Raw genomic sequence first — 26,738 nt, 5'->3', positions numbered from 1 at the left:
ACTTATGAAAATTGGATTAGCGTTAAGTAGTGGGGGAGTTCTGGGCGCGGCACACGCCGGTGTGATTGAAAGTCTAGAGAAAAATCACATCAAAATAAACAGTGTTTGCGGTACATCGGTAGGTGCAATCGCGGGCGTTTTATACGCTGCGAAAGGTAGTGATGGTATAGATGAATTTTTTGTCCAACTGGATAAGCTGGGCATTTTTACGTTTAAGAACGTCATCCGCCTGCGCCGTCCGGAAAGAATATTCAAACAACTGGAAGAAATTATTCGCAAGATTGTAAAAGTTGATCGATTTGACCAGCTGCCAATTCATTTTTCGTGTGTTGCTACCGATATTATTAGCGGTGAGGTTAAATTGTTTACTACCGGAGATCCGGTTAAGTGCGTCATCGCTTCGGCCGCGTATCCGGGGTTATTCCCAATACAAAAAGTGGGTGAGCATCACTATATAGATGGGGGAATCAGCCTAAACTTGCCTGTTAGCCCATTAAAAGATCAAGGAGTTGGTTTTGTGATCGTATCATCGGTATATAAACTAGCGGATTTTAATAAACAACTGCGTCGCCCCAGCCGAGTGCAAATTGCCTCGCGCGCGTTTGATATTATGGAAAGCCGTATCAACGCTTACGAGCTAGACAAGGCAGATTTTGTCTTTACACCGATGGTACAAGAGTTCAGTTGGTATGACTTTTCGCAAATGCCTCGGATTCGTGAAACCGGCCGGCTTTACGCCCACGAACGAGTTAAGGATTTGGTTAAGCAATTAGAAAAGAAATCGTGATGTCGATAAACATTACTTATTTCGTTCATGGCACTACAACAGACAATGAAAAAGGGGTGTCGTCTGGTTGGTTTGATGTTGGCTTATCAGGCTTAGGCGTCAAGCAGTCAATTGATCTCAAAGAGCAAATCGTGGGTAAGAAGTTTGATGCAGTGTTCTGCTCCGATTTAAAACGAGCCATTGACTCTGCAAACTTGACTTTCAAGGGGATCGTGCCGATCGTAATAGACGAGCGGTTAAGAGAGTGCAATTATGGAAAATTTAACGCTCAATCATCAGAAATTGTCGAGCCCATGCAAGAAAAGTGCATTTCCGAGCCATTTCCAGAAGGCGAGAGTTACGAGGATGTTAAAAATCGTATATCCAATTTCGTCAGTTTCCTAAAAGATGACTATGATGGCAAAACTGTGGCTATAGTTGCTCACAAAGCGCCGCAATTAGCGCTTGATGTATTACTCAAGGGTAAATCATGGGAGCAGGCGTTTGCGGAAGATTGGCGCAAAAGAAAAGCTTGGCAACCGGGTTGGGATTATGTTATTGAATAAATGTTGGAGTATAAATGAAAGATAAGCGAATTTCCACCTTGAAAGAGGCGCAGGAGTTGCTGCGGTTTTTTGCCGAACGAAACGGCTGGAAAGACGTGCCCAACGTCGATAAATTTGATCACTTGCATGAAGAGTTGATTGAAATGTCACAGCATTTGCGATACAAGTCTGAGCCGGAGCGCATCAAATTTGTGCAAGAAAATAAAGAGATATTTGTAGACGGTATCGGTGATCTGTTTTTTGCGACGTGCCGGTTGGCTAATCAGCTAGATGTGGATATCGAAAGTGCATTTAATCAGGTTAAAACCGAGATTTTAGCTAAATACAACCACAAAAACGCGGAGAATAATATCACGAAAGGCTGATGATGAAAAATGCTACGTTGGTATTTCTAATCAAACGTGATGGGGGAAAGATAACCCAAATTTGTCTGGCGATGAAAAAGCGCGGGTTCGGGGTTAATCGTTGGAACGGGGTTGGTGGCAAAATTGACGAAGGTGAGACGGTGGAACAAGCTGCTATTAGAGAAGCCAAAGAAGAAATTGATGTTGATGTAAAAGATTTAGACAAAGTTGCGGAAATAGATTTTACTTTTCCGCATAAACCGGAGTGGAATCAAATTGTCTATGCTTATTTGTGCGAAAAGTGGACAGGGGAGCCAACCGAATCTGAAGAGATGTCTCCAAAATGGTTTGAGGTAAATAAGCTACCATATAAAGAAATGTGGCCAGACGATATTTTTTGGTTGCCGCAGGTAATAGAGGGCAAAAAGCTAAAAGCCAAGTTTGTCTTTGGTGAGGGCGACACGGTGCTAGAAAAAGAAGTTGATATCGTTAAGGGATTTTAAACAAATGGAGAATAAGCGCCGGCCACCTGTTTCGGCCAAAAAAAGATTACAAATTTTGCAACGGGATAATTTTACTTGTCGGTCTTGTGGCAAGTCTCCTTCTTTATACCCTGAGTTGGAGATCGACGCGGTCAAACTGGAGGCTGACCACATTAAGCCTTTCTCCAAGGGGGGATCGGGAGATCTGAATAACTATCAAACCCTGTGTCTATTATGCAATCGAGGAAAAGGCAATGTCGAACAGCTGAATATCACCGTCAAGAATAAGATTGACATGTTACTTAATCAAATTAATCCTGAAATAGTACGAGTACTGCTGGTATCTAACCGAGTAGTAGTCGTCTCAAACGATACGGATTTTCAAGAATTAATCAGACTCAACAGTCTGTGTAACTCATATTCTATTCAAGCTCTCCCAAACACGATAAATGGCTATCAAGCCGGGCATAGCCTTGGGATATACACTGTGCGAGATAATTATGCTGGAAAAGTAAACTTTATTATTATAAATTCTGAGCCGGGCCCGGAATGACATTTTCTGGTAAGTCGCCGAGTTCGGATGGGAAAATTATCAGCGGGTGCGTTGTAACTTGATCTTCAAAGTCGAGTGTAATTAACTCTCCGCCCGCCCCAACAAAGTCAATGTATCCTAACTCTTCGAATTGGCCAGGGTTAATCACGATTGCCTGATTCCCAGCATCTTTGCGAGCCACTGGCTGGTCGTATTCATTAAGCTGTAATAGAGTGTCGATCGGAAAATCTTCTGGTTCGATCTCTCCGGATTCTCTTAACTCGGCCAGCTTTCGCAAATCTCGATCAGCTGCCTCCGCTCTAGCCTCTTCAGGGCTTTTTACTTCTTTTTCCGGTGATCCAAATCCTTGTTCGTTCATAACTCTCCTTTTCTATTAATGTAGCACAAAAACACAAGAAAAGCGGACGTTTCGGTCCGCTCTTCATCATTGTTTTAATATTAAAAATTTAGAATTTAAAATTTTACTATAGTATGCTATCCCCATCTTCTTCCTCTGGCTCGTCGGCCGGTTTGGAAGCGTTGATGTCTGCGCTTGGCAAATTACTAAACGGTGATGTCACTTTTGGTGGCTCAGGAGCAAATGGTTTAGGTGCTGGTGGAGGAGTTGGGGTCGATCCGATAGGAGGCAAAGGAGGTAGCGGTGGTAGAACTGTGCCGGTTGAGACCGCTTTGTCGGCTTCTTTTTCAGTTACTAGCGGCGCATCGGCCGGTTTCTCATCGATCATCGGTTTAGGTGCCGGTGGCAAAGGAGGCAGTGGCGGTAGCGGCGGTAATGGTTTTGGCGCCATCGGAGCTGGTGGCGGAGTTGGGTTTGAGTTAAATGATGGCGGTGGAGGCAAAGGTGATGATGGTTTTGGCGCCGGAACATCAACATTCTCGCCGCTTTTGTTCATCAAACTTTTAAGATGATCCATGCTAACTAACGCAGCAGCTGGCTTATCGCCGTGAGTGATGACGTAAATATCATCACGCCCCATATCATTAACAGCCTTCTCTAATTTATCCTTCATAGAACTAACCGAAACGATGTTCTCTATGGGAACATGCATTTGCCCTCCTTATTTATTTAAGTGTAAAGAATGATGTAAAAAAAGTCAAAAGTTTCGTGACAGGTATGCATTTTTCTGCTATAACAAAGTTGATGTAATGGCTGAGCTAGTGTACGTGAACAACACTTTTCTCGGGGGAGAGAGACTATGAAGCTTTCGTGGGTCTGCTTGATCGGCGTGTTGTTCACAGCGCCGACGTTGTCTGGATGTGGCGGTGGAGGAGGCGGAACGCCCGCCCCGCCAGCGTCGAACAAGTTCTCGGTGACCAAGGATATGACTCCGTCGGGTGGTACGATTGATGTAGGTGCAACCGGCGTCTCGGTCTCTGTCCCATCGGGCGTGTTGAATGCCAATGGCACGGTAACCGCGACGGTGTACAAGGGCGCGTCAATCCCGTCCAAACCACCATCGGCTCCGAATCCGATACTGGCGTTCGAAGCCAAGACGGCGACGACGGTGAACGATGGTGTGGCAACTGTGTCCATGCCATCAACTCACCCAGCCAACACGGTGTTGGTGGGCGCGTATCGTTTGTCTGATGGTACCACGTGGAAGTGGGCAGACGTTACCGAGTCCGGCGGCAAGGCCACGATTGCCATGCCAGTGTCATCCTCCAGCCGCGGCGTGGCGCAGTTTATCATCTACGGCGTCTTGCTTGCGTTTTCTGACCAAAAGGAAACCGTCTGCCAGATTTCGCTACTTGCAGGTACAGGAGACGCTCATGTCTTCCCGTCGACCGGTCGAGTGGCGTTGCTAGTACACGGTATGTGGACTGACGCTTCCAAACTGAAGTCAACTGCTCAGGCGCTTGTCAGTCAAGGGGGATTCAAGGCGGTTTATGCCTTCGAATATCCATGGGCGATCGATATCACACTGAACGCACAAGAGCTGAATCGCCTACTCAAACTACAACCAAAAGAACAGCGGGTCGTCATGATTGCCCATTCTATGGGCGGTTTGGTGTCTCGCTACGCTCTTGAGCAAGACACTGACCTGTCAGATAGGGCGTCGAATCATGTCCAAGAACTGGTCATGTTGGCCACACCTAACGCAGGGTCGTTACAAGCTGATGTGATTCTGACTGCCCTGCGTGACGACGCTGTGATGAATCCGGAAAGCGCCGACTGCCAGTGGTCCAGCCTCAAGTCCATCGCGCTATCGATCACGCAGATGCTGACTTGGTCCACTTTCATCCACGATCTGGACTACCCGACCAATCATCTGAACAGCGTGTCATACTACACGGTTGGTGGGACCAATGACCAGTTTGTTACCGTGGGGAGCGCCGCTCATCTGCCCGATGGAGCAACGCTTGGGCCGCGCGATACGAGCCGGAGGTGGGGTTGCGGTCATACGGATTTCTGGTCCGTCAGTCTAAGCAACAAGTTGATTGACTTACTGATCGCCACCAAGCTGAATAATGGCCCATCTATCACTGTTATCGGCACCAACTACGGCAAGCCGACTGACAGCGGCTGGAACTATTACGTTGACCTGTTGGGAGGGCAAACGGTCGGTGCACCTTACCATGTTAACGAGATCATCTTCAAAACCTCCAACCGGAGCGGAACCGAATATTGGAGGCAGTGGTACGCTACCAATTTCTTCGGCGGGTATTTCCCAGATACCCGGACGCTGGTTGACATAACGGTGCCGCGAGACGGCGAGTATGCGTTGCCGCTCATCGGGTGTACTTTCGACAAGTACTGGAATTCGTATGGAAACACATCGTACGATTCCCATGCCAAGACCATTGACCTGTGGGTGAATGGTACTGACAGCGCCAATCGGCCGTTCTCGTCCCATAAGCGGTTCCAACTGCTAGACAAGGACGGGTCGGGACCGTCAACACCGCGATCGGTCAACCTTGGCGCCAAACTAGTCCCGGGTGGGACGATGACGCTGGCGCCGGTGAAGCGCTGAACTTTAAGCGCAATGTCTGAAACAGCCCTGTGCCAACTCTGGTACAGGGCTGAAATATGGTTGTATAATTAAACAAGGGAGGGAAATATGGATGAAAATAAACAAAATGGTTCAAGGGTATGGTTGTGGGTGTTCGTCTCTTTACTTGTACTAATAGTCGCCGGATTTTTAATCTGGTTTTTTGTTGTCAAAGACCGGTCAGGCAACGAGAAAAATAGCACCTCTACCGCTGCATCCGCAACCGCCAGCTCAGGCGCGCCTGTATCAATATCACAAAAGATTTTGACAAATAAATTTGGTTGGTTAGGTGGTGGCGCTGAAGACGATGGGTCGACGATTATCGATCGAGGAGGTGCGTGGGTTCGGCCGCACCCCGGTTCGTTTGTATGGGATGCAATGCAGAAATCAGCTAGTAGCGAGATCGATTTTACCCTAGCCGATCAAGAAATCCAGAATTATTCGAAAAATAATGTGGCAATAATGGTAACAATCTGGCCGTTTGCAGATTGGGATCAACAAAAACTTACCAACCCCGTAGCCTGCAAAGTTGGTGATAATGATGAGTTTTTGTCTAAGAATGATAAAAAGGGTCGCGGAGCATATATTCCCCAGTATCGATGTAATCCGAGCGACTGGGTAGCGTACCAAACTTTTGTGCAAAAAATTGTAGAGCGGTACGACGGCGATGGGGTAAACGATATGCCCGGGCTGGTAATGCCGGTAAAGTACTGGGAAGTAATGAATGAGCCCGATTTACAATATCAAAACAATCTACCGCAGGCAGGTGAAAGTAGTCTGAATTTTTATAAACAAGGACCAGATGAATACGCTCAGTTGCTAGTTAAAACATACCAAGCGGTAAAGAAATCTGACACAAATGCGAACGTTTTAATCGCTGGCGCGGCAGGTGCAGATAGCCGGATGCTGAATTTTTATCGTCAAGTATTTACTAACGCTGAAGCGTTGACGTCGTTTGATATCGGCAACGTTCATTGCATTTCTAATGATCGTATGACTCATGATTTTAATGTGGCTGCGTACAAAAAAATGCTCTCAGATGCTGGTGTGACAGCCAAGCCAATTTGGGTCACAGAAGCCGAGGCATTTTACGGTACTACCGGGGAAGAAAATTACCAAAGTACTAAGACTAGCGTGTCTGGTGCGATTGCGGCTGGAGCCGAGCGCATTTTCTTTACCCGTTATACGTTTGATGATTTCCGCACAGACATGAGCAAGACTAATAGCGGCGGTACTTTCCCTAGCGCCGAGAAATATCTAGAAATTATTCAAGCTAATAACTAACGGCTAATGAATAATTTTTCATTCGCCAGTGGTTCTGGGTCGGTTTTGTTAACAAAAAATGTGACTAATTCGATTATTTATAATGTTGTTTTCGCGTTAATAGACGCAGATGTTAATTTATGTTATGATTATATTAATGGAGAGGTCGCATAGTGGTCTAGTGCAGCAGTCTTGAAAACTGTCAGGGGTGCAAGCTCCTCGTGGGTTCGAATCCCACCCTCTCCGCCATCCTTCGCTAACGCTTCGGAATGGCAAGCCATTTTGGAGCGATTAGTGAAGGAAAAGGAGAATTGGTATTCCGTAGCATTTGCGTAGGATACCTCTCCGCCATCCTTCGCTAGCGCTTCGGAATGGCAAGCCAATTTGGAATGTGGAGAATAGAGGATTGATTAAATACTCAATCCTTTTTTGTTAAGAAAAGACGACCGGAGGCCGGCCGTCGTGGAGCGGCCGAAATTTTCGGCCGATGATTGAATAGGGAGTGTGGCGTCGCTACCTGCTAACGCCCGAGTTTGCCAGACGAACGCTTGTGATGATCTCGGTTCCGCGAGCTCTGGTTACCACCACCGGATCGCCTTCTGAGACCTTATCACGCACCTTTGCGCGAACAACGTGTCGGATGCCTTCGTCGAGAACGTCCACGGCGATATGACCCATGGTCGGATCAATGCCCTTCACTACTCCAGACACTTCGTCCATTAGTCCGTCTCCCTTCCAACAACAAAATACCACCATATGGTGGTTTGGTCAATGAAAATACTAAATAATTATTTTTTCTGCTGCAGGCCGTGTGCTATTAAAGCTATCAGACAAACAGTAATGGCGGCAACGGTTATCCAGGGTGAAATTAACAGATAATCTTTCGCTACAAAGGCAATAGCGATCAAAATTACAGCAATGCCAAACGCACTGGCATACCAGCGAATATCGTTTTTGAATGCAAAAACTTGCCCTAAATCGCTTTCAATTGGTTTTTTGTCGTTATCATCTGCCATATTTATATTCTGGCACAATCAATCAAAAATGCAAAGCAGCTCGATCAATAATCAAATGCTCGTTTTTTGGACCCTCGGTTAGGAGTTCTCTAACTTTCGTGACATCAAGCCACTCAACACGGTCGTGTTCTTCATCCATTATCTCGCTGCCAGACGGAACGTATTTGCACAGAAAATAATGCACTGTTTTATCGATGTCGTATCCTTGGGTTTCATCGAACCACTGGTCTGTCAGCGCACCAAGATACTGTTCAACGATAGTTTCGAAGCCAGTTTCTTCTTTGATTTCGCGCAGGCAGCAGCGTTCAAGAGTTTCATTGTGATGCAATGTTCCTTTTGGTAAATTCCATGCAGTGCGCTTGTTCTTGTAGAGGAGAGCGATTTCAGTTTTTTGATTATTTTGACGATAAACCACGCCGCCACAAGAAATGTGATAGAGATTGTTAGGATTAGAACGATACTCCGCTTGATCCATTAAGAGCTTCCTTAATGTTTTAAAATTTAGAATTTAAAATTTGAAATTTTGGCTTGGTATGCCTGGGAGGACTTGAACCTCCGACCTTCAGATCCGCAATCTGACGCTCTATCCACTGAGCTACAGGCACATATGGCGGGACGCTGAGCGTCCCAAATGCCACGCTAAGCGTGGCGGAGAGGTATCCTACGCAAATGCTACGGAATACCAATTCTCCTTTTCCTTCACTAATCGCTCCAAAATGGCTTGCCATTCCGAAGCGTTAGCGAAGGATGGCGGAGAGGGAGAGATTCGAACTCTCGCTAAGCCTTACGGCCTACTACAGGTTTAGCAAACCCGCCCCTTCAGCCACTTGGGTACCTCTCCATACAACTATTAACGGCTGACAATTAACAATTAACAGCACACTTACAATAACATTTTTTGAGCTAATGTACAATAAAAACTGCGATGGCTTCGGTTATTTTTCGTATTGGCCGTCGGAGCCACCGAGGTACAGGTTGGTATGGCGTGATTTTACTTTCTTAACCGGAAATCTTTTTTTATTGTTCGCAATCACATTCTCAATTGCCTGATCAATATCAATATCTGTACCGTTTGCCAGTAAAGCCAAAAACCAATAGATATCGCCAATTTCGTCTTCTAGCTTCGCCTTGTTATCATTTAGCACTTTGCGTAAGGTCTCTGGATCTTGTTCCCATTTGATAATGTTTCTAATTTCTCCGATCTCTTCTACGATTCCAAGTAGTAGGTCTTTGGGGTTGTGGAATTGACTCCAGTCCCGTTCGACGGCAAAATCTTTGATTTGTGATTGATATTTATTCATATTTTTCCTCTCCGACACCAATTATTCTAGACTAATGATGGATATTTTCAATTAGACGGGCGCCGTCCTAGCTAACGCATCGGATGACCTACCGGTCAACGTGAATTGCCCCTACACTGGCCGTAAAGTGAAGCGTATTATTGAGCTATGAGAATCGCAGAGAAAATCATCACGCCCATAGTTGACACGGTGTTTCCGCGGCTGTGTGTAGGGTGTGGTGAGGCAGACCAGACTATTTGCCCCAAATGTTTTGATCAAATAACGCTGATGCTTAAACAGCGCTGCGTGAGGTGTGAAAAATTATCTTCGCTTGGCCGCACTTGCCCCAAATGTCGCGAGCATTCAGAGCTCGATAACTTACTCGCTTTTGCCTATTACGAAGGGCCAATTAAAGAAGCAATGCATCAGTACAAATACGAAGGCCGCGTCGATGCACTAAATAGTTTTAAGCAAATCATCAACCAAAATCAAACCGTTATCAAAGATCTTAACTCTTTGATCAAACCCGACAGTATAATCGTGCCAGTCCCACTTTATCGCCAGAGATTGTGGTGGCGTGGTTTTAATCAAAGTGATTTAATTGCCCGCATTTTTGCGGATCAGTTTGGTTTGCCCATTTTATCTAATCGATTGTTTCGCACCGTTTACACCATCCCCCAAATGAAACTGCAACGACGCGGCCGTTTACACAATCTCGAAGGTGTTTTTGAGTGCTTAGAGATGCAAAATCAGACCGTTTTCTTGATCGACGATATTGCCACCACCGGGTCAACTTTATCCGCTTGCGCGGCGGCGTTAAAGCACGCCGGAGCAAAAAAAGTGGTTGGTGTTACAGTGGCGAGAGTATAAAAAACAATTTAAAATTTAAAATTTGAAATGATTGAATATTTTATTTATAGACTGGATTCCCGCCTTCGCGGGAATGACATGTGAAAAATATTTGTATTTAAGGTATAATATTTGTAAGAAGTGGAGGTTTTTATGGAAGCAAATAGCCCAGAAAACACCGAAGACGGCCAACTGGCCATTGATGTTTATCAGTCTGTCGAGAACATCGTATTAAAAGCCCCGATTGCCGGAGTTCGTCCCGAAGATTTGGACATCTCTATCACCGACGAAACCATTATCATTAAAGGTGAGAGACATAATCAAAACCAAGCTGATGCAGGCGATTATTTAGTTCAAGAGTGCTACTGGGGGCCATTTTCACGCACATATACCTTGCCGGCGCTGGTGATTGCCGACAAAGCTAACGCGCTTCTCAAAGAAGGCATTTTAACCATTACTGTACCAAAAGACGCGCGTTCCCGTACTAAAGTTGTAACGGTGCAGGCGGGATAAATGGCTAAAAAAGTAACTAAAATTGTCATTCCGGCCGCCGGATTCGGTACTCGTTTCTTGCCGGTGACCAAAGCCAGTCCAAAAGAGATGCTGCCGATTGTGGATAAACCGGTTATTCAATACATCGTAGAAGAAGCCGTTGCTTCGGGCATCGAAGAAGTGGTGTTGATTACCGGTAGTACCAAGCGCCCGATTGAGGATCATTTTGATTATAACTTTGAGTTAGAAGAGTTGTTAAAACGATCGGGAAAAACTGAGCAGTACGAAGAAATCCGGGCCATTTCAGATATGGCGCGGTTTGTTTATATTCGCCAACGCGAACAATTAGGTAACGGCCACGCTGTCTTGCAAGCTAAATCGGTTATTGGCGATTCTCCGTTTGTAGTAGTTTGGGGTGATGAACTGTTTCAGGCAAATCCTCCCAGAATTAAGCAGTTAATCGATGCTTACAATCAGCACCAAACCAATATCATTATGACTTACCAAAGCACAGATCCAAAGGTGACTGATTTGTACGCAATCGCAGTTGGGGAAAAAGTAGATGATCGACTGATTAAGCTTAAATCGGTAATCGAAAAACCCGGATCGTCTGCAATCCCACCTTACGCTGTTAGTGTCGGAGGTTATGTTTTTAATCCTGAGGTTTTTGACGCTTTAGAATCAATCACCCCGGGTAAAAATGGCGAGATTTGGTTAGTTGACGCCATTAACCAATTAGCGCAGAATGGTAGTGTGTTGGCGTATGATGTCCAAAATGGGCGTCATTACGATTGTGGTAACAAATTGGAATATATTAAAGCCAACATAGAATTTGCATTGCAGCGCCCTGATATTGGGGAAGATTTACGAAAGTATCTGGGGAAGCTGTGAATGTCGATCGGTCTAGATTGGACTGATTGGCTGGATTGAGATAATTGGAAGTTTGGTTAGAATTTTTTCGACAAAGTCGAGTAAGGGGTGGGATGAACAACAAACTGATTGCGGCGGCAATTGCGATATTTGCTCTAATTATTGTGGTAATTATTGTGATTTTTGCGTTGTCTAGCGGCAAAACAAAAACCACCACCCCCACAACCAACGGTAACATTACGCTAACCGTGTGGCGCACTTTTGATGAAGATTACACGTATTCTCAGATTATCCAGAACTATCAAGAAGCTCACCCCAACGTTACTATCAAATATGTTAAAAAAGATTTGGCAGATTACGAAGATGCCACAATAAATGCTTTGGCGGCCGGTACCGGGCCGGATATTTGGAGTATTAACAACACCTGGATCCCGCGAGATTTGGATAAGCTGGTTACGATGCCGGACGACTTCTTTAAGACCAAGAAAGAGACGCGTAACAATCAAGATTATTACAGTCAAACGTTCGCTAAAATCGTGTCCAACGATAATCTTATCGATGGTAAGATTTATGGATTGCCAATGTACGTAGATAACTTAGCGTTATACGTTAACCAGCAACTATGGGATAACGGCCGCAGCGCCTATCGCAAAGCAAACTCGAATAATCAAAGCTTTGATGACTCGCTTTTCCGCAATTTCCCGGGTACATGGGATGAGCTGTTGGCTGAACTGCCATATTTGACTAAAAAGGATGCAAGTGGCAACATCACCCAAGGTGGCATTGCGCTTGGCACCGCTAATAATACGTCGTTCTCGGCTGACATTTTGTCTCTGTTGATGATGCAAAACGGCACTACCATGGTTGATACTCCAACAAAATCGGCGCGGTTTAATACTCTGGTCAACGATGCATCCGGTAAACCAATTTATAATGGCACTAACGCTCTTGATTTCTATACCAGTTTTTCTAACCCTGCAAAAAGTAACTACACATGGAACAATAGCCAGCCTAATGCTCTGCAAGCATTCGAGAACGGCCAGCTGGCAATGATGATTGGCTACCAATACATCGCTCAAACCTTAAAGCAACAAGCACCTACGTTGCAATATCAAGTTACGTATATGCCTCAAGTTAAAGGCGCAACCACGGTTAATTACGCCAATTATTGGACCGAGACCGTAACAAACAACAGTCGAAATCAATCAACTGCTTGGGACTTTCTGGCTTATGCTGCCACACACGCCAATAGCTATTTGAATGCCACCAAGCGTACCTCGGCGTTATTGCCAGATCCGCGAAACCCCAAAACTTCAGATCCGTTTATCGATCAGGTAACTACATCTACTACTTGGGAACAAGGTAAATCACCAGAAAAAGTAACTGCGGCCTTTAACGATATGATTAACAACGTGCTAAAGGGGCAACCGTTGCAGCAATCCATCGATGCCGCCGCCAATACTGTTACTGATTTGTTGCAGAAGTGAAAAACAAATCACAATTTTAAATAATTATGAAATATAAACAAATTTCCAAGACGTTAAGTATCTTAAGAAACTTAAGCTTCTTATTTCTTTTCGCGTTCATTTTTCTAGCCAAGCCGGTTCACGCGGCTGATTACAGCATCACTTTATCACCAACCCCCGGTAGTACCTTGGGTACTTCGTCGTACACTTTTGAAAGCGGCAGTCATCCGCAAATTACCATTTCGGTATCAGGCCCAACGGAACGTTTATACAATATATACGATCTGTATATTATGAACGGTGGTTCTGAATTCAAAAAACATGGTGGCGACAAAACCAAGGTTTTTAACTCTCCGTATACTTGGGATTTGTGCGCCGGTAATCAAGACTTTACTAACGGAAATATCACCATAATATTACGAGGCACCGGTTTGGCCAGCTTGCCGAGTGTGACGAACGACCTTGCTACCACCTCGTTTGTGATCGCCAGCTACAAAGGTGGTTGTGCCGCGTCAAGTAGCGAGATTGTGCCTAACGCCAGTGATCTGGCAATATCGGGGATTAGCGGGGGTCAGGCGAGTGTGACAGTGTCGGTTTCGGCATCAAACTTGACTGCTTACACTTCTGGCAACCAGTTCCATTTGTTAGTTGATGGCGTGGACAAAACCGCTGATTATAAACTATCGGGTGGAGCGATGACGTTTACTTGGGACGCATCGGGCAGTGCCGCAGGCGCTCACACCCTAAACGCCCGTTTTCAATCCGGATCAACCGGATCGTTGGTGACGGGGGCAGATTTCATCGCGTATAAAAACAACGATAACACCGTGACAACCACCAGCAAAGATGGTGTCACTCCGCCAGATTCTGGAGGCTCAGGTGGCTCCGGATCTCTTTCGCCCATTTCATTTTCCGTGCCAGATTTATCCACACTGAAAGGCAAAACCGGTTCTGAAATCATTGTTTGGCTAGCCAAAACGGTGATTGACCTGTTTATTATTATTGCCAGCTTACTAGCCGGAATTGCGTTCATTGTTAGTGGCATACAGTACGGATTATCGTTTGGAGATGCGGCAAAAGCGGAAAAAGCGAAGAAAAATTTGGTTTGGGCGTCAATTGGGGTGGCGATAATGATTTCTTCGATAACCGTTATCACGATAGTCAGTCGGCTAGTAAATTATATTCAATAGGTGATTAGAATAAGGATGCTAGGATAGAAACATGGCAGGAATGAACACCGGAAAAACTATTATCGAGATTGTCACGGGCGGGAAAGATCCGACCAGCTTAACGTTGTCCGATGTACAAAACATTTTAGATTATGCTCGTACCCTACTAATTTGGATTGGCGCCGTTTCCGCTTTTGTCGGATTGATTATGGCGTCTATCACCTACTTTACGGCGTATGGCAACGAAGCCAAGGCCGAAACGGCAAAGAAGCGTATTTTGTATATTTTTATCGGGATGATTATTATCATTCTAGCCAATGTGATAATCTATGAAGTGTTGCGATTCATTATGCCCGCATCAAACATCAACCCAATTCCGGTGAACGTGGTTTCGCCGCTAGGAAATTAAATGGATTTAGCCGCTTTAGCCAAATTATTTACCCCCATTAACTCACCGAATCCGGGTGATGGTTCGAGCAGCTATTTGGTGTCTTTTGCAATTATCGGGATTAACATTTTATTAACACTCGCCGGCGTGGTAACGGTGGTGGCGATTGTTTGGGGTGGAATCTTGTATATTTCTTCGGCGGGTGATGAAGCTAAAGCCAAAAAGGGCCGCCAAGCAGCCATTAACGGGTTAATTGGAATGATGATTGTGATATTGTCGTTTACGATGATAGAAGTAATCGGCCGAATTCTTTCATAACGCCACACCATTTGACAACCATTTGCTTTTTAATCTAAGCTATTATCAGAGAGGTTATTATGATTTTTTCGAATTTGTTTCATATCGCTGCTGTACACGCAGCTACCGACATTAACGCCAACGTTAATAAAGAATTAGGCAGTGGCCTTAAATATTACACCAAGTTGGTGCCGGTTTTAGATAGCGGTTGGAGCATTGGCAACATTATAGACACCGTGTTAAATATTCTTTTTTATGTGGGTGGCGTGGTGGCGATTATTTTCCTGCTTTGGGGAGGTATTAGCTACATTGCCTCGGCCGGCGACGAGTCGAAGGCGACTAAGGCACGTAACACCATCTTGAATGCTATCATTGGAATTGTTATCATTCTGTTGGCAGTAGCCATTCAGGCCGCCGCAACCCGAATTTTCAAAGGTGATTCAACCTCGACATCCTCACCAACTCCAGTATCTGATCAAATATCTCTTTAATAATAATTAACAAAGGGGACAATATGTCACTATTCCACATCGCCACCGCACATGCACAGAACCTAGGGTATTCAGCTAACTTCTCGCCATTACAACCTCTAACCGGAAACTACACGTTCAGCGCTTTGGTTGACATTATTATCGGTGATATTCTATTCATCGCCGGTGCATTAGCCGTTATTTACCTGTTAATTGCCGGTATTCAATACATTACTGCCGGTGGAGACGAAGCCAAAGCCGGAAAAGCTCGACAAGGTATTGTCAACGCGGTTATTGGTATTATTGTGATTGTGTTAGCGTTCGTGATCGAAAAGACCGTCGCCAGAATGTTCATGTAAATAACTTTTAAGCACGAAATTCGAAACTCGAAATTCGAAAAATTTTGAATTTGAGGTTTTGTGCTTGATGTTTGTTTCGTGCTTCGGATTTCGAATTTAGAATTTTATTCAGCCGTTACCCGATAGATCTCTGATATCGTGGTGATGCCTTGTTCTACTTTCAATAATCCATCTTGAGTCATGGTGATCATGCCGTCTTTGTGCGCCTGTTGCTCAAAGTCGGCTACCGATGCCTGTAAGATGGCCATTTGCTCGATGGCTCGGCTAGGTGTGAATGCCTCTAAAATTGCGGTGCGGCCGGAGTAGCCGATATTGCGGCACTGACTACAACCAACCGCGTCAAAAATTTGGCTGGGAATGCGGCCAATCTCTTTTTGAAAGGTTTTTGCTTCCTGACTGGTGACTTCGCGCCCCTTTTTGCAGTTTGGGCAAAGCAGTCGCACTAATCGTTGAGCAATAATTAGATTGATGCTGCCGGAAAACAAAAATGGTTCAATTTCCATTTCTAGTAATCGACTGTACGATGCCGGAGCGGTGTTACTGTGCAACGTAGCTAACACGATGTGTCCGGTTAAAGCGGCACGGATGCCAATGTTGGCGGTTTCTTTATCGCGAATTTCACCGATCATAATAATGTCTGGGTCTTGGCGCAGTGCGCCGCGCAAAGCATCGACAAAATCATAGCCACGCTCGGCATCTACCTGACTTTGTTCTAGCCCGGCAATTTTATATTCCACCGGATCTTCAATAGTAATAATTTTGCGCTCGGGCGTGTTTAACTCTTGCAAGATGGCATACAGGGTAGTGGTTTTACCAGATCCGGTAGGGCCGGTAACTAGAATTAGTCCGTGCGGTTTGGTAAACGCGCTTCTGGCCATCTGCTCCAGGTCTGGCCTTAAGCCCAGTTGGCTAAGTGGCAGCATTACTTGGCTTTGATTTAGAATTCTAATTACCATCATCTCGCCGTATACGGTGGGCAGACTGGCTACGCGGAGATCTAGTGCCGCGTCTGACACTTGGATGGTAAAACGGCCGTCCTGCGGCTTTGAGGTGGCAGATAAGGGCATCTTTGCCAGATATTTGATGCGAGATTCCAGACCGTGATAATCGCCGGTTGGGCGCTCCATTACCAAATGTAAAACACCGTCAATGCGGAAGCGGATTTTTAAGCTTTCTGAATCTGGTTCAAAGTGAATATCCGATGATTTTTGCTGCACCGCTTCGGCCATAATCGCCAGAAATAAATCCGACACCGTTACTTCTCGGTCAACTTTGCCACTTTTAAGCTGCGCAGATAGTTGCAAAAGCTCGTCTTGATTTTTACTATCAAGCACAACCGGGCGTTCACCCTCGTTGGTTTTAACTAGAAGATCGTATGACTTTTTGCCGTAAGCAAAACTGGTGGCAGATACGAGTGCGGTTTTAATTTGATAGCCGGTCATTTCTTGCAGAGTTTTCAACCCATCTACCACACCCTGGCTTTGTGGATCAACTACGCCGACAGTTAAAAGGTGACCGGCTAGTGCGATCGGTACGCACTGCAAACCCTCAATCTGTTCTTTGGGAATTAGTTTTAGAATATTTTCGTCAATGTGCCGTCCGGACAAATTAATGTACGGCATTTTAAGAGCCTCGGCTTTAATTTTAGCCTGAACCTCTTCTTGATCTCGGTCTAACTGTAAAATTTTGTCACCGACGTTGTTGGGCACAATAAACCCCTCCGTATTTAGAGTAACATAGAAAATTTTAAATTTTAAATTTTAAATTTTTAAACAATCGGAAGTTCTTTAAAAAGTCTATTGACTAATGATATTCTTGTAGGTTGTAAATGCCGGCTTTTTGTCACCCAGAGTGCAGGTGGTGCCGGATTTGATTAGCTTTACAATACCCATGTTGCCGACGCCCTTGCTCAGTTCAGCACATTGATCGGTTAATAAGTAAACGAAGATCCCATTAATATTGTTATGTGAAAGGGTATTGTTGATGAACGTATATAAAAAGTCTGATTGAGCGGACAAGTTGCCGTCTAGGGTGCCCTCGGTTCGGTTCAACTCAACCACCCAAATTGGTTTGCCGTATTTTTTAAGATATTCGGGAATATTCAGCGTGTTTCCGCTTGCTTTGACGATTAAATCGTTGCCCATACTGGAGTACCAATTCCAACCAATCACCTCGAATTTAACTTGGTCGGTAATTAACTTATCAATTACCGCTACCCCAACCCAATTTGAGCTAATAATACGCTTTGCAGCCGGATCAGCGGCATACACACCCTCGCTAAATCCAAGTAGTAGCTCTTTAAATGCTTGATATTTAGCAACATCGTAGTCGTCTGTTTTATCGCCACCATGAGTCGGTTTGAGTGTAACTCCGCTGGCTTCGTTGGCTAGTTGATAATAATGAACCTTGCCCTTATACCGTAATGCGTATTTATAGGCATAATCGTAGGCGCTTTGGCGATTAAATCCGGCCACAGAATAATTGGGTTCAATAATTACTACCGGATTCAGACCGGCGGCGATGGTTTGATTCACAAAGTCATCGTTAACTACGTCGCTTGCTTCTATATTGGCTCGAATATCGGTTAATTTTAGCTCTTTTGCCAAAGCAATTTGATCTGCAATTGATTGGTGTACTTCAGCAGCATCAAAAGTAGACAAATTGTATGCTCTAAGTTGCGCCCCCCAGTGAAAGTCGGTTGGTGCGGCGATGGGGCTGACCACTACCGGAGTTTGGGATGAGCTACTGTTCTTACTTCGATAATTTAGGACGACCAAAACAATCACCCCAATTAGGGTGATGGCTACACCGGCGATTAACAGTTTTTTTAGCATAACTCTATTTTAGGTTAAATTAGGCGTTTAAGCAAAATTACGATCAATAATTTAATTTGTATAGCATGCACGGCCCTTGCTGACTAATCAGTGTGGCGTTTTGCAGCAATCTAGCTTCCACTTCTGCTCGGCCTTGGCGGTATTCCACCATTCCCGTGTTTGTCTCTTGAGCAAATCGCTCTTTGGTCCCTTGGTTAAAGTACAAAAATTTGAGACTTTGCTTGTGCACCATTTCATTTAATTGAGCGTCGGTAGTGCCTAATGGGGCATTAAATTGAACTAACCCGATGTTGGTGGCGAAGAAACCGACGTTTGGGTCGTGCCAGACCGTCCAGTTATCAATTACGTTGCCGTTCCAGCCATTAATTTTCATATCATCAAAAGTGAGATACGCGCAGCCAAATAAGCTACTCATATACTGTCTGGTTGAGACCTGGCCAAGAACGTATTGTACACCAACTTGGTTTCGCTTTTCTTTTAACGCTTTGCGGTATTCTACCACTCCATTGGCGTGGTGATTGATTAAGAAATACGACATTATCAGAAAAACTGCCACTATCGGAATTGACCATCGATAACGAATTGAGCCAAGTAATATCGCAATCAAAATGGTGGCGGCCACGATTGCGGCGATCATAAATCGATCTTGGCGTGAGGCAAAGAAATACCAGTATGCAAAATAGCTGGCTGCGTACACTACTAAAATGGCAGTAATTGATCGAGATTTGCGCACCAATAAGGCAATTGGAAATAAAATAATGGCCCAAAATACGTTAAAGTTGGCCGGGGTCAGAAAATTAGTCACAATCTCGATAATTCCGGATAAGCTGCGGTCGCTTATTTGTCGCACCGAAGCCAGTATCTCGAGGTATTCCGAATCACTAATAAAGCGGTGGCCAAAATATAACGGATAAAACGGATTGCCATAAAAATAGATGTTTTTGATATACCAATAACCGCACGCAAATACGAACAATAATATTAACCAGACTGCCAGTTTTTTAATTTGTACTTGGGGTAGTTTAAATCTAAATAGTCCTCCAGCTAACAATGCCAAAACAGCCAAAAAGGAAGGAGACGCGGAGTATTTAGATGCTAATCCAAAACCAATTAACAGCATCGATAGTGATAGTGCGTAAGTGTTTTTGCTAATTATCCACTCAATTGCCATAATTACAGCCGCCACTTCAAATGCGGCGGTTGCGGCGTCGATATATCCGATAATCCCATTTTGCATCAGTTGATCGCACAGAACGAGCATTATCAAGCCAATTGCCGCCGTTCTGGTGCCAAATCTATGGCGAAGCCATTGGTACACCAACATTAACAATCCTAAAATCACGGTGAAATGCATCAAATGCGCCAACGCTCCAACCGCCGTAGTGCCGCTTAACGAAATTGCGCCGGCGTATAAAACCTCCATTAATTTGGGGATGTTGCCGAAAAACAGATACGCCTCAAAATGAGGGAATATGCGATGATGTTGCACGATGTTACCGGCTTCAGGCAAGTGATAAGAGAGCTCGTCCCATAAGTGCGGAGGTAGCATGGCGGCAGCATAAAACGTTAGTAAAAAGTAAGTTGCAATGCCAATTAGGACTAGGTGAATGTATGAAAGATGACGAAGATCGACTGGTTTGATGGTGAAGCGCCTGGGAATTCGTTTCCAGTAAATGCCAATAAACAAAAATACGACTAAAATTAGGCTAGATAAAATTACCGGCCGAGTGAACCAGCCCAACAACCCCAAAACCAACCATAAATTACTGAGCAGCCCCATTCCGACCATTAAATTCACGCCGTAAAAAGTGGGTGAATCGTCTGAGTTTAGGTTGATTTTGAATCGCTTGAGAACATATCGGATAAATTGAGCAGCCAAAGTGCCCAAACAAAATGCGGCGATAAATACGATCAAAAAATAGCCAGAAATTATCAGAAATTGGTCGCCTGTCATATTTATTAGCCTGGCTATCGAAACAGATTAAATTTGATAATCGAATAGATCGCTTCGAAGCCGTCTTTCCAGTTGATTTTTTTACCTTCTTCGTAGGTGCGGCCCGCATAAGAAATACCAACCTCATAAATTTGAACTCGCGGTTTTAGGTGGGCAATACGGGCGGTTACCTCGGGCTCAAACCCAAAACGTGGAGAGGTCAATTTAGGTACAATTTGTTTTAATACATCTTTTTTAAACACTTTATAGCAGGTTTCCATATCGGAGATGTTTAAGTTGGTCATCATATTGGAAAGCCAGGTAATAAAACTGTTACCAACGCTGTGCCAATAGTAAAGGACGCGGTGAGGGTGATCACCCATAAAACGCGAACCATAAACTACATCTGCGGTGCCATGCAGAATGGGATCAAGTAAAATTTCGTATTCATCTGGATTGTATTCCAAATCGGCGTCTTGAATCATAATAATGTCGCCGTCCGCGGCTTCAAAACCTGTTTTTAACGCTTTTCCCTTACCGCCGTTGACTTTTTGATTGATTAATTTGATGTCGGCGATTTTAGCCACCACGTCCTTGGTCTTGTCTTTAGAACAATCGTTAACTACAATAATCTGTTTTTGCATCCCGAAACATTTGGCTTTTTTGACCCGATCAATCAGTTGCTCAATGGTAGCGGCTTCGTTGTATGCCGGAATGACGATTGATAATGTCTTGTATTGAGGTTTCTTTTCTTCCATAAACGCATAATATCAGTTATGATTGATCTGTTCAAATGAAGGATTTTAATGAGAGACAAGCCAGCCGTTAGACAATTTGTTAAATTTGCGATAGTTGGGGCAATTAATACCGCCCTAGATTGGGCGCTTTTTTATGTTTTTCACTTGTCACTCAGGCCAGCCGGTCAGGTTGGCGCTCAAATTGCTAAAGCGATGTCGTTCGTATTCTCGGCATCTTCAAGCTATGCGATGAATCGAAGTTGGACATTTAGGTCGACTAATCCGCAAATTCGGCGTGAGGCGCTCAAATTTTTATTGGTCGCATTGGTTGGCTTAGTGATAAACAACTCGATATTTTTTATTATCACTTCCCCGCAAATGCTCAATTTGGACACAATATACGGGCTTGCCACCGCTACGGCTGTGGCGATGTTCTGGAACTTTTTTGCTAATCGAACCTGGACGTTTTCGCACTAATTTTTAATGCTCGGGTCTATCACCTTATTATTGAACATATATTGTTCAATCGGGCGCCCCAGTCCTTTTGCTTGATCCGGTGACAGTGTGAGGGTGAATTTACTACCGGTGTGAACGCCGTATTGGTTTAAACAAACGTACGTTAGATAAACCGGATTTTTCTGATTATTAACCATCATCTCAACGTTGTCTAAATGCTGATCTTTTAACGATCGGCACGCTTTATCGATTATTTCGTATTGATGGCTGCCGTTTACAATCTTATCTTGAAACAGGGTCAGATTTTGTTGCAAAAAGAATCCCAAAATCAGTAGCGAAACGATAATGGTCTCATTATGCATAAATAATATTTGCAAAATAAATACGACTAGCACGATATAAATCACAAACAACTGTTCGGCCAAATGAACGTACAAATAATCCGGGTAGAAAGAAACGATCAAAAAGGTAAAAATTAGCGAAATTAATAAATAAATGGGCAGTAAAACCGATTCGGCATGGCGCCAGTTTTTAAGCTGTAGTAACAGAGCTGCAATTCCGGAATAAATAAATATCGAGCGGGTGATTTCGGGTAGATGCAGCGTTCGGTCAAACATAAATAACATATAGTTATAGCCGGTGGTTAGATGTTGCCAAAACGATATATTAGATTGCGCCGAAAGCAAGGAGATAATTCCTCGAAACATCTCAAAGTTGTGGGTGGTTTCGTAATAGATGGTAGGCGTCCACGGGATAATGAATGCCAGAATACTGATTGCCCAAATGCGCTTATTCTTAACCACTCTAATCAGAAATGGAATTAATAGTAGATAAATTGGTACAAACACAAAGCCGCCCAGGTGCAGTTGAGTAATACTGCTTAGTGCGAACGAGAACAGTATTAGGTATTTGGGGCGTTTTGGGCTAGTTTTTACCAGGGCAAAAAGAGATAACGCCATAAAAAACGGGATTAAATTTGGATTCCAGATCCATCGTCCGTATTGGACTAGGTCGAATGACGCCGCCATCAACAGTGCCGCCAAGATCCCCGGTAGCTTCCCATACTGTTTCATCACCGCACTGCCGATGAAAAATACGGCTAAGGTACTCAACAAAGCGCAGAAAGTAACGACCGCTAACGGGTTGCCTTCTCCAATGACAGCTGGGATTAGTAACAAATAATAGTAATATGCGCCGTGATATAATCCCAGACCGCTGGATGTTGGTGGCCCCTGGGTTAGCAGCTGATGATTTGTCCATATACCGTAGACGGATTTAACATGATTTGCTTCGTCTACATCAAAATGCATTCCGGAATAGAGCAAATAAAATCTTAAAAATGCGCCTAGAACAATAATCGCCGTCAGAGCCACCCAATGCCAATTTTGCTTGAACCACGACAAACAATGACGAATAACTAATAACGAATGTCGATTGAAATTCGAAATCCGAATATTGAAACGGCTTAGAAATTTTAAAATTAGAAATTGATTAGACATTAGGCATTAGTCATTAGAAATTTGATTGCGAATAAGATTAATGACCGCATCGACACAGCCATCCCAAGTAAACCGTTTTTTTTGTTCCGCGGCTTTTTCGGATAAAATTTGGCGCAAGCCGGTCTGTTTAATGGTATGGCTAATTTGGTCCACCATCTCTACCGTGTCTGCGGTGTTGCAGTATAATGCGCCATCCTCAAAAATTTCTAAATTAAAACTGTTTTTGTCGCATAAAGTGGGAATACCGAACGACAAAACAATCAGGGCTAATGGTAGCGTATCCGGCTTTAGGTGATCGGCAATCACAAATTGAGTGTACGACAGAGTTGATTCTAATTGATCCGGTCGATTTGGCAATACCGAGATGTTTCCAACGCGTCGCGCATCTACTTTGGCACGAGTGGTTAAAACTCGCGCCTCGTTTACCAATAAATTAAAATGTCTGGTGCGGTGCTTTAGTGCCGACGTTGCCACAATATCAACCACATTTATTAGTTCGTTTGCCGATCCGCCGCTAACGACGGTAATTTGATTTGGTTCGGGATTAGCTGAGAGTGGGTTAACACCCGGATAGATAACCGATATCCGGCTTGCTTCAAGATGAAATTTTTGCACTAGCTGTCGTTTAAGTTGAACCGAAGTGGCGATAATATGTTTGACTACGGGTGGTTTAATTACGGGAAGCTGATCTAAAAATAAGATCGATTTGCGGCCATCAAACCTAACCTGGCCGTTTAGACACAACCATAGTGAGATGGCGGGATCTTTTCTATATCGTGTAATCTCTTTTTTAAAAATCTTAACTTCTGGGTCAATCGGTACGAATTTAATTTTGTCGGTGCTTGTCCACCGTTTTTCTTGTTTCTTGGGAATTAAAATAATAAAAACAAGCTCGGCGTTACTTTTGACGAGTTGATTTAAAAAGCCATAGATAAAATAATCATTAAGCTCGGAACTCCCGAGCAATAATGTATCAATTCCGATTGTTGTCATTTTGTGTTTTCCGACTGTCTGAATGTTAATAAAACCGCAATAATAAACCAAATTATCAGATCGTTTTTAAAAATTGTAGTATCTACCATACCCTGAGTCAGCATCACTACTAGCAAGGCAAAACCTAACGCGCGTAACGGTGATTTGTCTCGTAAAAACGCTCGAACCGAAGCTCCAATCAACCCAATTAGTCCAATTAACCCAATTATCCCGAAGCTCAACCAAACGTATAAAATCACGTTATGAGGGTGAAGAGCATAAGGTGTAATAAATTCGTCAAAGTTAGGCTGATGTAGGGTGAAGGAGGCGAAAGCTTGATGAAAATGGCCTAGCCCGATACCCCAAATTGGGTGCTGACTCACCATCTGCCAGCTTTTTTGCCAAATTAAAATGCGAATGTCGCTGTGGTTAGGGTCGTTTAAGGCCGACAGTGATAAAATAATGGGGTTAAAAATAAGTAACGACAAGGCGGCAATCACCACTGCCCACGCTCGGCTGATTTTATCGAATCGACTGAGCGCTAGTAGAGCAATCCCGATTATGGCCGCGACGATGCCACCGCGGGAATGGGTTAGGACCAATCCGATAATTATGACTAGCGATGCAAGCAGAGGAAGGGATTCTTTCTTAAGATTTCTCTCTCCGAGCCTATCGGCTAGTAGAGCCAGAGGCCAACGTGGTCGCTCGAGCCAGCTCCCCGGGTCGAAATGACAATATAGAGCTAAAATTAACGCTGGGGCTAAAATCATTGCCGCCGAATTGGGCGAGTTAAAAATGCTAGTGTATCGCCCGGTGTTTAGATATTGGGCTAAATCTGGAGCGCGAGTAATCCACCAGTTGGAGATAGCGGGGATAGTTTGCAAAATGGCAACTAGCGCCACTAAAATGCCTTGGTAAACCATCGCTTTTATAGTCAGCGTGATATTCTTTGGATCAGCCCAGGCGTTTTTAAGCATCCAGTAAAGCAAAATTGCCGGGACAATCCAGCCTTTAATTATGCCCAGCGCCTCTCGTTTCTCGGGCGAAGTATAGGTGGCGATAAGTGTTATGAGCGTAATAAGTGCAATTGATGCAATCTCGGATTTTTTAAGTCGAGTCGATTTTTTGATAAAGAGAAAGACGAACGCGCACAGATAAACCAAAATCTCCCACCAATTGGTAGGTAAACCGAAAATTGTCAGCTTGATCAGATATAAGATGGTTAGACCAGGAAGAATGGCGACTAAATTTGAAATTTTCATTCTGATTTATCCGGAATTAAAATGATGTTTTGAACTGCAATCATGAGTGCTGTCAGAACCCAAATATGCATCACATAAAGAGTTGAAAAGAACTGATATTGCACTAATACCCCAATCATCGCTGCGAACAGTCCTATCGTCACAGCGCGTAGCTTTGGATCGGTAGCGTGGAAAAATGCCGCAACAGACCGTATCAATAATATCAAAATAAATATCACCAATGCGGCCAACCCGACCACGCCGGTTTCCGCTAAAGATTCTAAAGTCTGATTATTCACAATTGCCCAACCGCTAACAGGCAATTTGTCGGGATAGTTTGCCACCCACGGGCCAAAATTGCCAATACCGACGCCGGTAATAGGGTGTTGGCTAAATGCTTCAAGCGCTTGGCTATAGGCGTTAAAGCGAAATTGAGTTGATGCGGTCTGTGTTGCCTCAAAAAAGTGCTTTTCAGTAATGGCAATAGTCTTTTGCCCGATATCGCTAACATTTAGCGCCACAACTGCAACTACGCTCAAAATGATCAAACCGGTGGTAATACCAAAGATTAATTTTGGTCGCAAAAAGACAAACACGCTGGCCAATATCACTAGTAAGAAGCTAAATGCCAACCCTAAATATCCACCACGAGAGATGGTTAAGATAAACGCTAGCCCGGCAAACCCGATCACCCCCCAGTTCATCCAAGCTGAAAAATAGTTGGCGCGACGTACCACAAAGGTAAAGGCAAGGGTGAGTGGGATGATCAAGAAGTTGGCTAAATATAGTGGCTCAAGCTCAGTTGATTGTACGCGTGGATAGCCAAAAACAATTTTTGTATATAGCTCGCGTAAGCCGGTAAGTGATGTTGGTAGCCCGATCATATCGCCCGCAAATTGATATAAGCCGAATATCGAGATTAGAATTGTAACAATAAACAATACTCGAATCACTTTATCTAAGTCGGCTGAAGTTTTTAGCAGGGATGGCACAATCCAAATGGTCAATGAAGTGAATAAAATGAATGTGAACACCATTACACCGCGACCAAGGTTCTCCATATTTTGAAATGATAATAGCATCGAGATGATAAATAGGATGTAGGGATAAAAATAGGGAGAAAATTTAATTTTTGCGTGCCGGTTTTTAATTAGTCGGGCAATGGCGGTGATAATCAAACCGCCCAGAATGATCTGGCTCATACGTACGGTAGTGCCTCCGATAGCCATTGAGGGGATACGTTCAAATGGCAGGGCAAAAATTAAGGCCAGTAAGCCAAACTTGGGATTTGGAATGATAATTGTCAAAAAGAAAATAAAAACCAGCCCGCCCAAAATTAACGCTGGTACAATGGCCAAATCGTGGGCAAAGAAGAAGCCGGAGACCGTGGCTAGTAGTAAAGTTAGAGTAATCAGATAGATTTTTTTCACAAAATTTCCTTGCTCG

At 44.1% G+C, this 26,738-nt stretch carries 31 protein-coding genes and 3 tRNA genes; 18 read left to right on the top strand and 16 right to left on the bottom strand.

Annotated elements, in window-relative coordinates; genetic code table 11:
• Positions 1-4: 4 nt before the first annotated feature.
• From WC773_03540 to WC773_03520, 5 genes are read left to right on the top strand one after another with little or no spacing between them, the layout of a single operon-like run.
• A complete protein-coding gene (locus tag WC773_03540) occupies positions 5-787 on the top strand; it encodes a patatin-like phospholipase family protein (protein ID MFA6082456.1) in 783 nt (260 codons plus the stop codon).
• Entirely contained in the window at positions 787-1,332 is a 546-nt protein-coding gene (locus tag WC773_03535; protein MFA6082455.1) for a histidine phosphatase family protein, read from the top strand. Before WC773_03540 ends, WC773_03535 begins: the two co-directional genes overlap by 1 nt.
• A 14-nt stretch (positions 1,333-1,346) precedes the next feature.
• Positions 1,347-1,697, top strand: coding sequence for a hypothetical protein (locus WC773_03530; GenBank protein ID MFA6082454.1), 351 nt, complete (start codon positions 1,347-1,349; stop codon positions 1,695-1,697).
• Positions 1,697-2,179, top strand: a complete 483-nt coding sequence (locus WC773_03525) for an 8-oxo-dGTP diphosphatase (protein ID MFA6082453.1) — start codon at positions 1,697-1,699, stop codon at positions 2,177-2,179. Before WC773_03530 ends, WC773_03525 begins: the two co-directional genes overlap by 1 nt.
• Positions 2,180-2,183: 4 nt before the next feature.
• On the top strand, positions 2,184-2,711 hold the full coding sequence (locus tag WC773_03520) for an HNH endonuclease (GenBank protein ID MFA6082452.1): 528 nt from the start codon (positions 2,184-2,186) through the stop codon (positions 2,709-2,711).
• On the opposite strand, the gene WC773_03515 is transcribed toward WC773_03520, so the two are convergent.
• Both WC773_03515 and WC773_03510 read right to left on the bottom strand, forming a co-directional pair.
• A complete protein-coding gene (locus tag WC773_03515) occupies positions 2,683-3,069 on the bottom strand; it encodes a hypothetical protein (protein ID MFA6082451.1) in 387 nt (128 codons plus the stop codon). The genes WC773_03520 and WC773_03515 overlap by 29 nt on opposite strands.
• Positions 3,070-3,175: 106 nt before the next feature.
• The gene (locus WC773_03510; GenBank protein ID MFA6082450.1) at positions 3,176-3,760 is read right to left on the bottom strand and encodes a hypothetical protein; all 585 of its coding nucleotides are present in this window, start codon (positions 3,758-3,760) and stop codon (positions 3,176-3,178) included.
• 147 nt (positions 3,761-3,907) lie between these two features.
• Here WC773_03510 and WC773_03505 point away from each other — a divergent pair, with 147 nt between their 5' ends.
• The 3 genes from WC773_03505 (at position 3,908) to WC773_03495 (ending at position 7,213) form a co-directional block, all read left to right on the top strand.
• The gene (locus WC773_03505) at positions 3,908-5,683 is read left to right on the top strand and encodes a hypothetical protein (protein MFA6082449.1); all 1,776 of its coding nucleotides are present in this window, start codon (positions 3,908-3,910) and stop codon (positions 5,681-5,683) included.
• 87 nt (positions 5,684-5,770) lie between these two features.
• The gene (locus tag WC773_03500) at positions 5,771-6,985 is read left to right on the top strand and encodes a glycosyl hydrolase (protein ID MFA6082448.1); all 1,215 of its coding nucleotides are present in this window, start codon (positions 5,771-5,773) and stop codon (positions 6,983-6,985) included.
• Between the two features lie 138 nt (positions 6,986-7,123).
• Positions 7,124-7,213: transfer RNA gene (locus tag WC773_03495), tRNA-Ser, on the top strand.
• 264 nt (positions 7,214-7,477) lie between these two features.
• Here WC773_03495 and WC773_03490 read toward each other — a convergent pair.
• From WC773_03490 to WC773_03465, 6 genes are all read right to left on the bottom strand, one after another.
• Entirely contained in the window at positions 7,478-7,684 is a 207-nt protein-coding gene (locus WC773_03490) for a hypothetical protein (protein ID MFA6082447.1), read from the bottom strand.
• Positions 7,685-7,752: 68 nt separating this feature from the next.
• Positions 7,753-7,980 (bottom strand): hypothetical protein, encoded by a 228-nt coding sequence (locus tag WC773_03485; GenBank protein ID MFA6082446.1) that lies wholly within the window; start codon positions 7,978-7,980, stop codon positions 7,753-7,755.
• 22 nt (positions 7,981-8,002) lie between these two features.
• Positions 8,003-8,455, bottom strand: coding sequence for an NUDIX domain-containing protein (locus WC773_03480; protein ID MFA6082445.1), 453 nt, complete (start codon positions 8,453-8,455; stop codon positions 8,003-8,005).
• Positions 8,456-8,509: 54 nt separating this feature from the next.
• Positions 8,510-8,585: transfer RNA gene (locus WC773_03475), tRNA-Arg, on the bottom strand.
• 143 nt (positions 8,586-8,728) lie between these two features.
• A tRNA-Ser gene (locus tag WC773_03470) sits at positions 8,729-8,821 on the bottom strand.
• Positions 8,822-8,915: 94 nt separating this feature from the next.
• Positions 8,916-9,281 (bottom strand): MazG nucleotide pyrophosphohydrolase domain-containing protein, encoded by a 366-nt coding sequence (locus WC773_03465; GenBank protein ID MFA6082444.1) that lies wholly within the window; start codon positions 9,279-9,281, stop codon positions 8,916-8,918.
• A 147-nt stretch (positions 9,282-9,428) separates the two neighbouring features.
• Here WC773_03465 and WC773_03460 point away from each other — a divergent pair, with 147 nt between their 5' ends.
• From WC773_03460 to WC773_03420, 9 genes are all read left to right on the top strand, one after another.
• Positions 9,429-10,130 carry a ComF family protein gene (locus tag WC773_03460; protein MFA6082443.1) on the top strand — a complete coding sequence of 234 codons (702 nt, stop codon included), beginning with the start codon at positions 9,429-9,431 and terminating at the stop codon, positions 10,128-10,130.
• A gap of 132 nt (positions 10,131-10,262) precedes the next feature.
• Positions 10,263-10,622, top strand: a complete 360-nt coding sequence (locus tag WC773_03455; GenBank protein MFA6082442.1) for an Hsp20/alpha crystallin family protein — start codon at positions 10,263-10,265, stop codon at positions 10,620-10,622.
• Positions 10,623-11,492 carry a UTP--glucose-1-phosphate uridylyltransferase gene (locus WC773_03450; protein MFA6082441.1) on the top strand — a complete coding sequence of 290 codons (870 nt, stop codon included), beginning with the start codon at positions 10,623-10,625 and terminating at the stop codon, positions 11,490-11,492.
• Between the two features lie 92 nt (positions 11,493-11,584).
• Positions 11,585-12,958, top strand: a complete 1,374-nt coding sequence (locus tag WC773_03445; GenBank protein MFA6082440.1) for an extracellular solute-binding protein — start codon at positions 11,585-11,587, stop codon at positions 12,956-12,958.
• Between the two features lie 26 nt (positions 12,959-12,984).
• Entirely contained in the window at positions 12,985-14,127 is a 1,143-nt protein-coding gene (locus WC773_03440; GenBank protein ID MFA6082439.1) for a hypothetical protein, read from the top strand.
• A gap of 31 nt (positions 14,128-14,158) precedes the next feature.
• Positions 14,159-14,515, top strand: coding sequence for a hypothetical protein (locus WC773_03435; protein MFA6082438.1), 357 nt, complete (start codon positions 14,159-14,161; stop codon positions 14,513-14,515).
• The gene (locus WC773_03430) at positions 14,516-14,812 is read left to right on the top strand and encodes a hypothetical protein (GenBank protein ID MFA6082437.1); all 297 of its coding nucleotides are present in this window, start codon (positions 14,516-14,518) and stop codon (positions 14,810-14,812) included.
• 59 nt (positions 14,813-14,871) lie between these two features.
• On the top strand, positions 14,872-15,282 hold the full coding sequence (locus WC773_03425) for a pilin (GenBank protein MFA6082436.1): 411 nt from the start codon (positions 14,872-14,874) through the stop codon (positions 15,280-15,282).
• Positions 15,283-15,305: 23 nt separating this feature from the next.
• The gene (locus WC773_03420; GenBank protein ID MFA6082435.1) at positions 15,306-15,620 is read left to right on the top strand and encodes a hypothetical protein; all 315 of its coding nucleotides are present in this window, start codon (positions 15,306-15,308) and stop codon (positions 15,618-15,620) included.
• A 104-nt stretch (positions 15,621-15,724) separates the two neighbouring features.
• Here the strand turns inward: WC773_03420 and WC773_03415 are convergent, their stop codons facing one another.
• The 4 genes from WC773_03415 to WC773_03400 form a co-directional block, all read right to left on the bottom strand.
• Positions 15,725-17,329, bottom strand: a complete 1,605-nt coding sequence (locus tag WC773_03415; GenBank protein MFA6082434.1) for a GspE/PulE family protein — start codon at positions 17,327-17,329, stop codon at positions 15,725-15,727.
• Between the two features lie 87 nt (positions 17,330-17,416).
• A complete protein-coding gene (locus tag WC773_03410) occupies positions 17,417-18,454 on the bottom strand; it encodes a hypothetical protein (GenBank protein ID MFA6082433.1) in 1,038 nt (345 codons plus the stop codon).
• Positions 18,455-18,497: 43 nt separating this feature from the next.
• Positions 18,498-20,408 carry a hypothetical protein gene (locus WC773_03405; protein MFA6082432.1) on the bottom strand — a complete coding sequence of 637 codons (1,911 nt, stop codon included), beginning with the start codon at positions 20,406-20,408 and terminating at the stop codon, positions 18,498-18,500.
• A gap of 14 nt (positions 20,409-20,422) precedes the next feature.
• Positions 20,423-21,145, bottom strand: a complete 723-nt coding sequence (locus WC773_03400; GenBank protein MFA6082431.1) for a glycosyltransferase family 2 protein — start codon at positions 21,143-21,145, stop codon at positions 20,423-20,425.
• Positions 21,146-21,193: 48 nt separating this feature from the next.
• Between WC773_03400 and WC773_03395 the strand changes: the two genes are divergently transcribed.
• A complete protein-coding gene (locus WC773_03395; GenBank protein MFA6082430.1) occupies positions 21,194-21,601 on the top strand; it encodes a GtrA family protein in 408 nt (135 codons plus the stop codon).
• Here WC773_03395 and WC773_03390 read toward each other — a convergent pair.
• From WC773_03390 to WC773_03375, 4 genes are all read right to left on the bottom strand, one after another.
• Positions 21,598-22,953 carry a hypothetical protein gene (locus WC773_03390; protein MFA6082429.1) on the bottom strand — a complete coding sequence of 452 codons (1,356 nt, stop codon included), beginning with the start codon at positions 22,951-22,953 and terminating at the stop codon, positions 21,598-21,600. The genes WC773_03395 and WC773_03390 overlap by 4 nt on opposite strands.
• Positions 22,954-23,085: 132 nt before the next feature.
• On the bottom strand, positions 23,086-24,072 hold the full coding sequence (locus tag WC773_03385) for a hypothetical protein (protein ID MFA6082428.1): 987 nt from the start codon (positions 24,070-24,072) through the stop codon (positions 23,086-23,088).
• On the bottom strand, positions 24,069-25,313 hold the full coding sequence (locus WC773_03380; GenBank protein MFA6082427.1) for an O-antigen ligase family protein: 1,245 nt from the start codon (positions 25,311-25,313) through the stop codon (positions 24,069-24,071). The genes WC773_03385 and WC773_03380 overlap by 4 nt, the downstream gene beginning before the upstream one ends.
• The gene (locus tag WC773_03375; protein MFA6082426.1) at positions 25,310-26,722 is read right to left on the bottom strand and encodes an O-antigen ligase family protein; all 1,413 of its coding nucleotides are present in this window, start codon (positions 26,720-26,722) and stop codon (positions 25,310-25,312) included. Before WC773_03375 ends, WC773_03380 begins: the two co-directional genes overlap by 4 nt.
• Positions 26,723-26,738: the final 16 nt, after the last annotated feature.

Source organism: Patescibacteria group bacterium (assembly GCA_041660565.1).
Taxonomy (GTDB): Bacteria; Patescibacteriota; UBA1384; order CAJBMM01; family CAJBMM01; genus JBAZWC01.
Note: the sequence above shows the minus strand (reverse complement) of the source record. Positions and strands in the feature narration are given on the sequence as shown.